13 protein-coding genes are annotated in these 14,297 nt (G+C 37.6%); all 13 read right to left on the bottom strand.

Going from position 1 to position 14,297, the window contains the following annotated elements; translation table 11 throughout:
• Positions 1–4 precede the first annotated feature (4 nt).
• Positions 5–1,033 carry a spore photoproduct lyase gene (gene splB / locus ACIP9W_RS03170; RefSeq protein ID WP_400785892.1) on the bottom strand — a complete coding sequence of 343 codons (1,029 nt, stop codon included), beginning with the start codon at positions 1,031–1,033 and terminating at the stop codon, positions 5–7.
• 226 nt (positions 1,034–1,259) lie between these two features.
• Positions 1,260–2,024, bottom strand: a complete 765-nt coding sequence (locus ACIP9W_RS03165; RefSeq protein ID WP_400785889.1) for an IclR family transcriptional regulator — start codon at positions 2,022–2,024, stop codon at positions 1,260–1,262.
• 30 nt (positions 2,025–2,054) lie between these two features.
• A complete protein-coding gene (locus ACIP9W_RS03160) occupies positions 2,055–3,239 on the bottom strand; it encodes a CaiB/BaiF CoA transferase family protein (protein ID WP_400785887.1) in 1,185 nt (394 codons plus the stop codon).
• 37 nt (positions 3,240–3,276) lie between these two features.
• Positions 3,277–4,086, bottom strand: a complete 810-nt coding sequence (locus ACIP9W_RS03155; RefSeq protein WP_400785884.1) for an enoyl-CoA hydratase/isomerase family protein — start codon at positions 4,084–4,086, stop codon at positions 3,277–3,279.
• Entirely contained in the window at positions 4,079–5,104 is a 1,026-nt protein-coding gene (locus ACIP9W_RS03150) for an acyl-CoA dehydrogenase family protein (protein WP_400785881.1), read from the bottom strand. The genes ACIP9W_RS03155 and ACIP9W_RS03150 overlap by 8 nt, the downstream gene beginning before the upstream one ends.
• A complete protein-coding gene (locus ACIP9W_RS03145; RefSeq protein WP_400785879.1) occupies positions 5,101–6,255 on the bottom strand; it encodes an acyl-CoA dehydrogenase family protein in 1,155 nt (384 codons plus the stop codon). Before ACIP9W_RS03145 ends, ACIP9W_RS03150 begins: the two co-directional genes overlap by 4 nt.
• 360 nt (positions 6,256–6,615) lie before the next feature.
• Complete coding sequence (locus ACIP9W_RS03140) at positions 6,616–7,269, bottom strand: hypothetical protein (protein ID WP_400785878.1); 654 nt, start codon at positions 7,267–7,269, stop codon at positions 6,616–6,618.
• Entirely contained in the window at positions 7,269–8,492 is a 1,224-nt protein-coding gene (gene lhgO, locus ACIP9W_RS03135) for an L-2-hydroxyglutarate oxidase (protein ID WP_400785876.1), read from the bottom strand. The genes ACIP9W_RS03140 and lhgO overlap by 1 nt, the downstream gene beginning before the upstream one ends.
• Positions 8,493–8,514: 22 nt before the next feature.
• Positions 8,515–9,807: a (Fe-S)-binding protein gene (locus ACIP9W_RS03130; RefSeq protein ID WP_400785873.1), complete on the bottom strand. Its 1,293-nt coding sequence runs from the start codon at positions 9,805–9,807 to the stop codon at positions 8,515–8,517.
• The gene (locus ACIP9W_RS03125; protein ID WP_400785871.1) at positions 9,800–11,218 is read right to left on the bottom strand and encodes an FAD-binding oxidoreductase; all 1,419 of its coding nucleotides are present in this window, start codon (positions 11,216–11,218) and stop codon (positions 9,800–9,802) included. Before ACIP9W_RS03125 ends, ACIP9W_RS03130 begins: the two co-directional genes overlap by 8 nt.
• A gap of 165 nt (positions 11,219–11,383) precedes the next feature.
• Positions 11,384–12,181: an ABC transporter permease gene (locus ACIP9W_RS03120; protein ID WP_400785869.1), complete on the bottom strand. Its 798-nt coding sequence runs from the start codon at positions 12,179–12,181 to the stop codon at positions 11,384–11,386.
• Complete coding sequence (locus ACIP9W_RS03115) at positions 12,181–13,134, bottom strand: ABC transporter permease (protein WP_400785866.1); 954 nt, start codon at positions 13,132–13,134, stop codon at positions 12,181–12,183. The genes ACIP9W_RS03120 and ACIP9W_RS03115 overlap by 1 nt, the downstream gene beginning before the upstream one ends.
• Positions 13,098–14,198, bottom strand: coding sequence for an ABC transporter ATP-binding protein (locus tag ACIP9W_RS03110; RefSeq protein ID WP_400785972.1), 1,101 nt, complete (start codon positions 14,196–14,198; stop codon positions 13,098–13,100). Before ACIP9W_RS03110 ends, ACIP9W_RS03115 begins: the two co-directional genes overlap by 37 nt.
• Positions 14,199–14,297: the final 99 nt, after the last annotated feature.

The raw sequence follows: 14,297 nt of genomic DNA, 5'->3' as shown, positions 1-14,297 counted from the left end.
TTTATTAAGTAAAATATTCTAACTTAGCATTAGGAAAGTACTTTTCCATATAGCCGTATAGATGAGATTTTATTTCTTCCTCTTCGTCCTTTTGGTAAATATACTTACCGATTCCATACTTGCCCCATTTGTAACGTCTTTTTTCTTCGTCTAATTCCAATTTTGTCTTTGGATAATTCTTTTCAATCACTTTTTTGGCGGGCTTTGTAAACCGGTGTTGAATAAATTCAAATGTAATATCCTCTCTTGCATCTTGCGGCAATTCTTCGTCAAGCCGTTCAAACAAGTGGCGATAGCCTTCCTCCCAGCCCTCATGCAGATAGATTGGTGCAATGATAAATCCAAGCGGGTAGCCAGCTCTTGCCACTTTTCCTGCAGCCTCGATTCTTTTATCGAGAGGAGAAGTGCCAGGTTCAAAGTTTTTAATAACATAATCAGCATTTACACTAAATCGGAATCGCGTCTTGCCATTATGCTTGGCATCCAACAAGTGGTCGACAAAATGGAATTTAGTTACAAAACGTAGCCTACCTAGTTCTGTTTGACCAATGTGTTCAATGGCTCTTTTCAATGAATGCGTTAAATGGTCAATACCCACAATATCGGATGTACAGGCTGCTTCGAATCGGGTAATCTCTGGAGCGCGTTCTTCAATATAGCGATCAGCTGCTTCCAAAATTTCCTCTACGTTTACGTAAGTTCGAATATAAGGTTTGCTGCCCATCGTCGTTTGCAAATAACAATAATGACAATGTCCCATACAACCTGTTGCAAGCGGGATTGCATATTCAGCTGAAGGTTTGGATGTATCAAATTTTAGTGTTTTTCGAATACCTACAACTAAAGTAGATTTAGCGATACGATATTTTTGAGCATCCGTCTCACCCGGCAAATCTCTAATTTGGTTATGTGAAGTCGTAAAGCGAGTTTCAATTCCCATCTTCTCAAACTTTTCCTTCAACTCTTTACCAAGCGGATAATCAAGTGAATTTGGTTCAAAATATACAAGCTGTGGTGTGAAGGGTTTATTCATATTGCGTACAACCTAATTCATAATTATTATCCATTTAATCATCTTACTCCTTTTACTTAGCTTGTCTAAAAAGTGAGTAATTATGAAAAGGATTTAATTACGAGTGAGTTCCCACAAAACTATTCAATTATTAAAACAATTCTACCTTGTACATGTATGAAATTATATAAATCTTTATTTATGATAGGATTATTTAGCTCCAATACATCACATTTAAGAATAATTCCTAATTCATAATTCTTTTTGCTGCATCCTTTAATAAACAAATAAGCTCTTCAATATCATACTCTTCCTGACGTATAACAGGAAATGTTACGGACAATGTACCAAGCAACAAGTTACCTTTAGCAAAAATTGGTACGCTTATGGACATAGCTCCTTTGACGCGCTCTCCTTTCGTCATTGCATATCCTTGGTTTCGGATAACAGATAATTGTTCAAGAAGACTTTCTTTCGAATCTACCGTACTATCCGTAATTCTTTTTAATTCAATCATATTTATAAAGTTTTGAATAAATGTATTGTCTTGATATGCAAGCAAAATTTTAGCGGAGGCTCCCGCATACAATGGCGAGGTATGTCCAACAAAAGTAAGTGCTGACAGTTCGTGACGGCTTGGCAGATTATAGATACAACGGCGCTCATCATGTTCAATAATATTTAATGAGACATTCTCTTTTGTTTGGTCATTCAATTCTTCCATTATCGGAATGGCTCTAGAAAGAAGGGCATCATTTTGGGTTACCAGTTGCCCCAAAAACATAAGCTCTAGTCCTAATGAATACTGTTTAGTTTTCTCATCTTTTACTAGAAATCCTTCGTAAGCTAATGTACTAACGATTCTTTGCAAACTAGAAAGGGAAATTTCAGTCCGCTTAGAAATTTCAGTCAATGATAATTTGGGATGTTCAATCGAAAATGCGCGTAACACTTGAATCACTCGGTGAATCGAAGACATGGAATAATTACTTTTAAATGTTTCTTCCTTCAAGGTGTACACCTCTTTCATATCTACTCCCATTTATAGTACATTATTTTCTTTCAATATTGAAACTTCCTTTTTTTTCAACTGAAGAAGTTCTTGTAATACTTCCTCATTATGCTGACCTAATGTTGGAGGAGCCATTCTTGTCCTCACATTAAGTCCACTATGTTTTAAGGGACTAGCCAGCAGTTTTACTTCACCTACTTCGTGTAGCAAATTTTCAATGCCTCCACGAGCAATGACTTGTTCTTGATCTAATGCTTGCTGAATATTATTCACGCGACCCACTGGGACTTTGGCATCTGAAAGGATATCTACCCATTGATCTGAATTTTTCGTTTTCAATACTTCCTCTATTAAAATTACCAATTCATTTTCATGTTTTTTTCTATCATTATTAGTTATAAAGCGTGAATCATTTCCCCATTCTGGATGACCAAGCGCGGCAGCAAACTTTTTAAATAGCCCGTCATTACCAGCACAAATCATAATAGCGAAGTCTCCGGTTTGGAATACTTGATAAGGTGCCACGTTATTATGTTGATTTCCTTTTCTCTCAGAAATCATTCCCGTGTTCAAATATGCACTTGCAACATTAGCCATGCTCGCCACTTGGACATCAAGTAGTGAGAGATCAATATATTGCCCTTCACCTGACATATCTCGCTGACGAATGGCAGTTACCACGCTAAGGGCAACATACACAGAGGTAATAATATCAGCAATTGGTATACCTACTTTTGTTGCAACATCTTGGGGATTACCAGTCACATCCATTAACCCACTCATTGCCTGGATAACAGGGTCAAAACCCGGTAATTCGCTAAGTGGTCCTGTTTGCCCGAATCCAGTAACTGAACAAACAATAATTCCAGGTTTTTTCTCTTTCAACACTTCATAATTAATACCTAACTTCTTCATAGTTCCAGCTTTAAAATTCTCGATAACTATATCTGATTTTTCAACAAGATCAAAGAAAAGCAGTTTTCCTTCTTCTGACTTCAAATCGATCGTGATAGATCGCTTGTTACGATTAGCACTTAAATAATAGGTACTCTCTCCATTTAAAAAAGGGCCCCAATCTCTCATACTATCAGAACCCCCGGGCGGCTCTATTCTAATAACATCTGCCCCAAGGTCTCCTAAAATCATAGCACCAGCAGGAGCTGCATAAACACGTGATAGATCCAATACTCGTATATCATGCAATGGCTGAATCATTTTACTGCACCCCTTTTCATCGTTTTCTCCTAGTATATTACTTTCCAAATTCCGGTTTTCTTTTCTCCATGACCGCCTGCACACCTTCCTTGTGATCTACTTCTTCCATCACGAAGGCCATTTTGGATGAGATATAATCGAGAGACGATCGTAAAGTCATTTCACTGTTCTGATAAACAGCCCTTTTAATAAGCTGAGTTGCAAGCTGCGGACCGCTTGCCAATTTTTCCGCATACTCATCGACCGCTTGTTCTAGTTCCTCATCTGGAACGACAAATGTAACTAGTCCGCGTTCTTTCGCTACATTAGCTGTTAAAACTTCTCCTGTCCACAACATATGCAATGCCATATCTCGCCCTACAAGTCGTGGTAAAAAGTACGCCCCTCCATCTCCTGGTACTAATCCTACCTTAATATAACTTTCAGATAGTTTGGCAGACTCTGCCACAAAGCGAATATCACACATCAGAGCCATATCAAGTCCGGCACCAAATGCTACACCATGCACTTTTGCGATCACCGGTTTATCAATTTCTTCTAATAGAAGTGGAATTCGTTGCACTTTTTTCCAAAGAGAATTTTTTCTCCTAATTCCATTTGAAATATTATCTTTTTCTGATTTATAAAATCCATTGCCCGCAATCATTTCTTTAATATCTCCACCTGAACAGAAACCTTTTCCTGCTCCTTGAACAATCAAGACAGATATTTCATCTGAATCACGTACTTTTTCAAGAGCATCAATCCATAAATCTAACATTTCACCACTAAACGCATTTAAAGCCTCTGGTCGATTTAAAGTGATTTTAGCAATTTTATTATTTACTTCAAATAATAAATCAGACATGAACTTCCGCTCCTTTGACTTGAGTAATGGTCTCCCAAATTGTTTCTTCACGTGTCAGGTACATAGTAGCGAGCTTATCTGCCCAATATGTTTCATTTCCACCTTCTTCTCGCCATGCCCATAAGCGTCTCGTAAAATGATGCAACTCGTGTTCATAGGTCATCCCAATTCCTGCATGTAACTGGTGTGCGGCCTTCGCTACTAAATTTGCATTTGCTGAAAGCTCTATTTTCGCCATTGCTATTTGTTCTTTTCCTACATTTGTCTGATATGCTGCGCTAGTTACAGCTAAATTTGCATTTGCTGCAGCAGTTTCACCTGCCATTACAGCCAAGTGTTGCTGAATTGCCTGAAATTTATATAGAGAACGACCAAACTGTTGACGTTCTTTGGAGTAAAAAATAGACAATGCTAATACACTTTCCATTGCCCCAGTCATCATCGCAACCCGACTAAGCGCCATGTAGTTTGTATAATCTTCTAGAGCATTTTCAAACGTAGTGTTTAACTTTCTGTATTCTAAATGCTGTATCACCTTCACTGTGTCTCGTGGTTCTGCAGCAATATTTTCCTTGTTACTACTGATTTCATTTAAAGCGAGATTAACTACCTTATAGCCTACTGTTGATACCACAATTACTTCATCTGCATACCGGGCGAAAGGGACGTATTTTAGTTCCTCGTCACTTCCATTTTCAAAATGTATAACCCGTAGCTTATCTTCAACTTCACCTTCATGAATTGCTATAAACTGATTGGCATAAATTACTTCTGCTAAAGGAATTGGAGCTGCATACTTTCCGGCAATATGCAAAATAGCAAACACATCTTCATAGTCGCCACCAACCCCTCCTTTTTCTTCATCAATACCAAGGAGTGTTAATCCTGCTTCTTGAATTGCATGCCATAATGGCACATTCCATTCTCCTTCTTCGAAACGTTCTCGCTGTTCTTTTGTCGATAAGTCTTTTAGAATTTTTTCCGTTGTATCTTCAATGTACGATTTCATTTCGCTCATGCATAAACCACTCCTTTCGCTACAATACCTCTCATAATTTCAGTTGTTCCCCCGCGAAGGGTAAATCCTGGACCATGTAGAATAGATTCGGTTAGTAAACGAGTATATTCATCGGTAGACTGTTTATCAGGTAGTGTTGGTAACAACAATCGAATCACTTCAGCCACATGCTGTTCAAAATTCGTTCCTAAATCTTTAACAAGAGCCGCTGCCAAATTAACATCTTTTTTCTCTTCTAATAAAGCAGCTATTCCAGCGGACATATTACGGAGATACCACATTCGACTAACTAGTTTTGAAGCTTCCATCAAGCCTTGATGATCCCTTTTTTCTTTTAAAAGGTTGATAGCGGTCTCTAGTAATGGAAATGTACTCAAAATTCGTTCTGGACCACTTCTTTCGAAAGCTAATTCCGTCATTCCTTGTGACCATCCATCTCCTATTTTTCCTACTACTCGATTATCAGGAACGAAAACGTTTTCAAGAAAAACTTCATTGAAATGATGTTCACCTTTTAAGTATTGAATTGGACGTATGCTAACTCCCTCAGACTTTAAATCAACGATTAACTGGCTCATTCCATGGTGGCGTTTATTAGGATCCAGTTGAGCAGTACGACATAAAGTAATCATATAATGTGAATGATGTGCTCCTGATGTCCATGTTTTCATACCATTCACTAGCCATCCTCCATCTACTTTCTTGGCACTTGTCTTCAATGAAGCAAGGTCAGAACCTGAATTTGGTTCAGAAAGCCCTATGGAGAAATAACATTCCCCTTTTATAATTTGAGGGATGAAAAAATCTTTTTGCTCGTCTGTACCGAATTTTAACAATAACGGTCCTGTCTGGCGATCAGCGAACCAATGAGATGCTACAGGAGCACCTATAGCTAGTAATTCCTCTGTGATAATGTACCGATCGATTGAGGATCTTGCCTGGCCTCCATATTTTTTCGGGAAAGTAATTCCAATCCATCCTTGTTGGCCAAGCTTCTTTGAAAATTCAGCGTTGTAACCACTTAACCAAGAATCTGCATGCGTTTCAAATGTCCCTTTTGCCTTTTCTTCTTTTAAAAAAGAGCGAACAAACCGTCGGAATTCTTTCTGTTTTTCTGTAAATTCGAATGCAGGAAGTTGTAATTGTCTCATTATAATCTCCTTTTTACCGATATGCGGTAGTAATTATTCTTTAAAGGTAACTAAACAAATAATATCGATCATTAATTTGTTTGTCAATTCTGAATTTACTAAAAACAAATAATACATACTCGGTTTATTTCGTGTGTTCTACATGTTTGGATTCATTAGAGAATACAAGGAAATAAATTTATGAGAGTGGTTATTAAATATAGAAGAAGTATTGAAATAGATGATATATGAAAGTGTAATCAGTGAAAAATATTAACAAGAGAAAATCATCCCTGTATATGTGTATATTTACAGAGAATACACAGAGAAGGAATGATCTTCTTTTAATATTTACCAAAATTAAATGACGAGCGTCAAAGGTTATTTACTCATATTTAATCGATGAGTGTGCAAGTAATCTAGGCATCTTTTAGCAGATGCTCTTGGAGCAGTAAGTATAGGAACAGACGTATTTAGCTGATCGGCGATATGAGCCATACTATATTGAGAGAGGACAATTACATCCACCTTATCTTCTACTTGATGTACCATCTTTCGTATTTTTTCATCATGTTCATCTTTCTTGCCTAGGGAAAGTAAATGGATAAGACCCGGTTCAACTAGAGATTCCACTAAAATTTCGGGTTTTTTTCCTGTTAAGTAACTTAGTAACGCAATAGGAGTTTCTCTAACTGTTGATATCAAACCAACCCGTTCATAAGTAATTGCTTCATCAAGCATTGCTTCATCAGACCGAAAAAGCTTAACGGAATAAAGAGGTTGAAGAATATCTGTTACATTGTTAAAAGCAGAGCAAGTAAGCAAAATGCAGTCTACCTCTGATTGTATAGCTAAATTAACCAGTAAAGAAAAGCGATTTATGATTTCCGGTGTAAGAGAGCCACTAGTTTCAATCATAGTGAACAAGCCTGTATCCATGAAATGCAGAAGTTGAACATCAGGTGCTTCTTCATGGAACGCTTTTTCTATAGGTTTTAATGCGGTAGTTGTTGCGTGAATTAATCCAACTTTCATCAGTTAACCTCCCTTAGTCTAAATAGTTTACGGCTTTCAATCTGTTCAATTTTATCAACCACTGCTTTTCCAATCTCTAGTGAGGCAGTGGCCGCTGGCGAAGGCGCATTGCACACATGAACACTACTCCGACCATTTACGATGAAGAAATCATCCACAAGGCTACCATCGCTTTTAAGCGCTTGTGCGCGTACACCAGCTGGTGCAGCAATCAAGTCTTCTTCAGAAATATCAGGGATAAGAATACGTGCATTCTCAACAAATCTTTTTTTGCTTACAGATCGGGCGAATTCTTCTAAGCCTTCCTTTGAGTTTTTTAATCCCAGCTTCCAAAAGCCTGGATATGTAGCCATTTCTCCAAAGTCTTTTAGATTAAATGACATTTTTTTATATGCCTCTCTTTTAAATCCAGGTACTGCATTGGGACCAACATCAACTTCGCCATCAATCATTCGTGTGAAATGTACGCCCAAAAACGGAAAATCCGGGTTGGGTACAGGATAGATTAGATTTTTAACGAGTCTTCTTTTTTCTTTCTTCAGTTTGAAATATTCACCACGAAAAGGAAATATTTTCATATCAATTACATAGCCGGCCATTTTTGCTATTCTGTCGCTATGTAATCCGGTGCAGTTTACAAGAAACTTTGCTTTATATGTTTTATTGGTTGTTTCAATTGTTACTTCATTCGCCTGCTCGTTAATTGCTTTCACCTCAGCATTATATTCAATTAATCCACCGTAATTTTGAATAATCTCTGCCATTTTTTCTGCAACCGTTTTATAATTAACAATACCTGTTGTAGAAAGATGAATTGCTGCGGTACCATTTACATGAGGTTCTTTTTCAAGTAATTCTTCCTTATTTAATCTAGTCACATCAAGCTTGTTTAGTAGGGCTCGATTATAAAGTTTTTCAAGTTCTGGTAACTCTTTTGGATTCGTTGCAACTATAACTTTTCCACAAATGTCATGGGGAATTCCGTTTGTTTCGCAAAAAGCCCGCATACTTTCACTTCCGGCTTTTGCAAACTTCGCTTTATAGCTCCCTGGTTTATAATAAACTCCAGAATGAATTACCCCGCTATTATGTCCTGTTTGATGCAGTGCAAGTTCTGATTCTTTTTCTAGTATTGTAAGTTTCGCGTTAGGATTTCTTTCAAGAATTGTCATCCCTACTGACAAACCAACAATTCCTCCGCCAATAATAAGATAATCATTCAAATGCCTAACCTCCTTTATTACTTTAGTTAATCTCACATGCTTCAGCGATGAGTTCTACGAGATGGACAACCTGAATTTTATCTTGCAACCCTTCTCGCTTCACACCTAATAACATCTGAAGATGACAACCTGGATTTGTGGTTACAATCACATCAGGTACAATTTTTTTTACATTTTTCATCTTGTTATCAAGAACAAGCATCGATTCTTCGTGATGAACAATATTATATATTCCCGCTGATCCACAACACATATCTTTTTGTTCCATCGCTGTATAAGTAATGCCCGAAATTTGATTTAACAGTTGTAAAGGTTCAGCTACAATATGTTGAACATTCGTTAAATGGCAAGATGGCTGATAAGATACGGATTTATGAATGCTTTTTTGGAATGGCAATTCTAACTTCGATAAAAGAACGCTGATATCTTTATTTTTTTCACTAAAAATTGTTGCTCGTTCAAACCATGGATCTTTATCATCAAAATACAGTGGATATTCAACAAGTGCAGCTCCGCAACCACCTATCGAATTTACGATAAAATCAAGTTCATAGTTCTCAAAAGCTACAATATTCTTTTTTGCAAGTGTAACTGCTTGATTACTATCACCTGCATGATGCTGTAGTGCTCCACAACATCCTTGTTCTTTAATAGTGATAACTTCACAACCACCTGCTTCTAGTAGTTTAATCGCAAGGTCGTTAATATTAGCAAAGAACGTATCCATCACACATCCTGTAAAATAACCAATACGCAAAGGTGGAGAACTCTTTTCAGTAGATAACATATTTTTTCTTTTTAATGGAAGTTTAACAGCAGGTGTAATCGACTCCATACGTTGGATTGCTGAAGGGAACATTGATAGTACATTAGTTTTCCTAATCCCATTAATCAATTTTGTCTTTTGGAGAAAATAAAGACCTTGTCCCATTAATTTCAGTACTCTTTTATTTGGTAATGTATGATGAAATAGAAGAGATCTTACTGCATTTGTCTTACGACTTCTTTCTTTCTCTCTATACTCGGCCAATACATTGACAGCAGAAGTAAGAATTTTTCCATATTCAACATTCGTAGGACAAACGGTTTCACAAGCACGACAACCTAAACAGAGGTCAATTGGATTTGCCATATCCTGAATGGAAATTTTCCCTTCCGCGGCCATTTTTACAAGATTGATACGACCTCTTGGGGAATGTGTCTCTTTGCCAAAAGAAATATAAGTAGGGCATGTCGGTAAACAATGGCCACACTGAACACAACTAAACGTTTCATCGTAAGCGAGTTTTTTTCTTATTTCTTTGTTATCAATCATTTCGCAACTCAAACCTTTGTCCTGGTTCCGGAAAAATTTTTCCTGGATTTAGTATATTTTGAGGATCCCAAGCATCTTTGATTAACTTCATCATGTGTAAGCCATCTTTTCCTAACTCCATCTCCATGAATGGTGCTTTCATAAGGCCAATTCCATGTTCGCCAGATAGTGTTCCCCCCAGTTCCACTGCTGTTTCAAAAATTTCTTCAACTGCTTGTTCAACTCGACGCATCTCTTCTTCATCACGTTGGTCTGCAATAATATTCGGATGCAAATTGCCATCTCCTGCATGACCAAATACGACGAGATGAACATTATATTTTTCCCTAATCTCTTTAAGACGTTGAAACATTTCCGGTATCTTACTGCGGGGAACGGTTGCATCTTCCGAAATTTTTGTAGGCTTTATTTTTACAATAGCAGGAGAAACTAGTTTTCTTGCCTGCCATAATTGTTGGGCTTCTTCATTGTCTTTAGCTACTTGCACATGTCTTGCATTGACCATCATACAAGCTTCTGCCACTCGGACCATTTCTTCTTCTAAGGCAATTGGATGGCCGTCCAATTCGATCAATAGAATTGCTTCCACGTCAATAGGCAATCCAAGAGAAGCATATTCTTCCACAGCAATAATCGAATGCTGATCCATTATTTCCATTTTGGACGGCATAATCCCTGAACGAAGCACTTTAGAAATGGCACGACCGGAATCTACAATTTCATCAAATAAAACCATAGCTGTTTTCGTAGCCATTGGTTTCGGTATAAGTCGTAAGGTTGCCTCTGTAATTATTCCAAGTGTTCCTTCAGAACCAACAATTAACTTCGTCAAGTCGTATCCCGTAACATTTTTCACGGTCTGTCCGCCTGTTCGAATCACCTTTCCTTGAGCAGTTACCACTTCAAGACCAAGTACATAGTCTTTTGTTACACCGTATTTCAAGCCCCTTGGTCCGCCTGCATTTTCAGCTAGATTTCCTCCGATTGTTGACATATGAGAGCTACTCGGATCGGGTGGATACATCAGTCCGAATTCCTCTGCTTTTGTATTAATCTTCGCAGTGATAACACCCGGTGAAACAACTGCGACTAAATTATCTGGATCAATTTCAAGCTTCGTATTCCACAAAGAGAAGTCGAGCATAATTCCACCTTTGATAGGAAGTGGGCCGCCACTTAAACTCGTACCTGTTCCTCTTGCAGTGACGGGTATTTCGTGCTGCGTCGCCAATTTTAAAACTTTCACAACTTCCATAGTTGCCATTGGTTGACAAATAAAATCAGGTTTATAAATGCCAAAAGAAGCGTCGAACGAATAACTAAACAAATCATGTACCTCTGTTAATACTCTTAATGGATCACCGATTGCTTCAATGAGCTTTTCGATAATGGTATCTCTAAGCGCATTCATGTTCTTTCCTCCCCAAGTTATTTGAGGCAAACTAATCCAATCTAATGGCGAAGGAAATAAGATTAGCTTGCCGAGTTTTGTAGATTCAAGCGACAATTACACAAAAGGGAGATGTTATCTGGAGAATTTGACATGTACCTCACTTTTGCAATGTATATTAGTTGTTTAAGAACTTGGCCCTCCAAAAGCCTTTCCAACCCCTTGTAATTTTTCAAGAATAAGAATCAAAATAACAGAAATAAAGATTACTAGACTAGAAACAGATGCTATTAATGGATCATACGCATCCTGCATATGTGAAAATATCTCAAGAGGTAGCGTTCGCATGGTAGATGAGACCATAAATAGTGAAACAGTTACATTATCAAATGACGTAAGGAAAGCAAATAATCCCCCTGAAATAATCGCTGGACGTATTAGTGGCAACGTCACCTTCCAAAATACAACTAGCGGATTTGCGCCAAGAATAGTTGCAGCTCGTTCAAGATTGTAATCGAAACCGCTAAGACCAGTAAGTACAAGCCGGATAACATAAGGAATACATATGATTATATGAGCAATTAAAAAACCAGTTGGTGTGCCAGCAAGCATCATCGGTGTAAAATAAATTAGTAATGCTATACCGAGAACGAGTTGCGGAACACTCAGAGGAGCAGTCAATAGTGTTGTAATATAGGATTTTCCAGGTATTTCATACTTGGCAATAGCAATTGCTCCTAATGTGCCAAAAATCACTGAAAATAAAGCCGCCATAAAAGCAAATTTTGCACTATTACCTAGGGCTTCTATAAATTCAGGACGCTCCAATATCTTGGTATACCACATAAAAGAAAATCCCTGTGCCGGAAAGCTTGGATAATTTGCACTTGTAAAGGAAGCTGGGATAACTACAAGCAGTGGAATTAAAATATAGATAATACTGATCACTGCAACCGCTAAGCGTAGTCGGCCAAGAGTTTTCATTATCTGAATACCTCCTTATATTTCCCCAATTCAAAGACACGTGAAAAGACGAATACCGAAATAAGCGTTGTTGCTAGCAGAACATATGAAACAGCAGAACCGAAAGTCCAACGCAACAGACTGTTAATTTGATCGTATGCTACAACTGGCATTACTGGCACATTTGCCCCTCCCATTAAGGCTGGTGTAACATATGAGCTCATTGAAAGGCTGAACACAAGTACACAACCCGCTACGATACCTGGTAGGCTAAGTGGTAGCGTTATTGATAAGAAACTACGAAGAGGACTGCTCCCCAGAATAGCTCCAGCCTTCTCCAGATCCGGATCCACACCATATAAACTAGTAGCAATTGTAAGTATCATAAATGGTAAATATGCATTTGAAAGACCGATAACAACCCCGACCTCAGAAAATAATAGATTGAGCGGAGCATTGATAATTCCAATTGAAACTAGGAGATTATTAATAGTTCCATTCGGTAACAATAGGAGATACCAACCAAAATTACGAACAACAATACTAACTAAAAGTGGTGAGGCTACAAGCAAAGCTATATAACCTCGCACTCTTGGCGAACTTTTTGCCATCGTTAATGCAACTGGATAAGCAAGAAGAAGTGAAACGATTACTGTATATAAACTTATTCTTACTGTTAACCATAATGAGGACAGATAGTAACTATCAGTAAAGAACTGAATATAATTTTTGAAACTGTATACTGCATCAGCTCCACCTAAATTGTCTGTATCAATAAAACTTAAATACAAAATATAAAGCATCGGTACAACGAAAAAACCGACAAGAAACAATAGAATAGGAAGGAGAAGAAGAAGACCAGGATTTCTCCATTTACTTTTTTTATTTCTCGGTTGTCTTGGTGGTTCTATACGTTGCGTTATTTTTGTGCTTTGGGCTACTTCTTGACTAGCATCATGTCTGATGGATTCCATCCGATATACACCTCTTTCCCCTGCTCCCAAGAAGAGTCGATAGCATAAGTCAATACTTGATATGATTCACCATACATCCTTACATCTATATCCCATGAAGTACCGAGATAGTTCAATTGAGATATGTTAGCTTTGTAGAAATTTAATGGTTTTTGAGAAACAGTAGCCTTTGAGAGGATTTGTATTTTCTCCGGTCGAATGTATAGCTTAACGGGATCACCAGCATGACAAGAATGATCGTTGCCCATGATGTTATCTACATTTACTCGCATAATGTCATTATTCACTTTTACAACAATTTCTCTATTCTCTACTGCTATGATAGTACCTTCAAAACTATTAGATTTACCAATAAACTGATAGACAAATTCGGAACTTGGATGATTATAAATTGTAGTTGGTGTGCTGACTTGTTCTATTTTACCTTGATTCATTACAACAACTCGGTCAGATAGAGAAAGTGCCTCTTGCTGATCATGGGTAACAAAAATCGTCGTTACCCCAATTTCTTTCTGTAAGCGCTTTATTTCTGCACCAAGCTCATGGCGCAGCTTCGCATCAAGATTCGATAAGGGTTCATCAAGTAAAAGCAACTTTGGCTCTACTACAAGTGCCCGGCAAATAGCTACACGCTGACGTTGTCCACCAGAAAGTTCACGAGGATATCGATTTTCCAAACCTGACATTCTTACGAGTTCAAGATTTCTGGCAATACGTCTATCCTTCTCTGACTTCTCTATCTTGCGCAATTTTAGACCAAATTCTAAGTTTTCATATACAGTCATATGGGGAAATAAGGAATAAGACTGGAATACCATTCCTAAATCCCTCTTATATGGCGGTACTTTTGTTACTTTCTTGCCTTTAATATATACGTCGCCTTCATCTGCTTCGAGAAACCCTGCAATTAGGTTTAAGGTTGTTGATTTCCCACAACCTGATGGTCCAAGTAAGGTAAGTAACTCTCCCTGTTTTACTTCCAAATCAATCCCATTTAGCACGATATTTGAACCGTATTGTTTAAAAGCGCCTTTTATTTCAACATCATTTTTCAAACCTTGAATTGTTGGATTTTTTATTTCAACATCATTTTTAATAGCTTGTATCATTGGATCTTTTATATCTAGCTCGTTTTTTATTCCTTGCATCTTTTTATCCTCCTT

The sequence above is a fragment of the Psychrobacillus sp. NPDC093180 genome, assembly GCF_044754065.1.
GTDB lineage: Bacteria > Bacillota > Bacilli > Bacillales_A > Planococcaceae > Psychrobacillus.
Note: the sequence above shows the minus strand (reverse complement) of the source record. Positions and strands in the feature narration are given on the sequence as shown.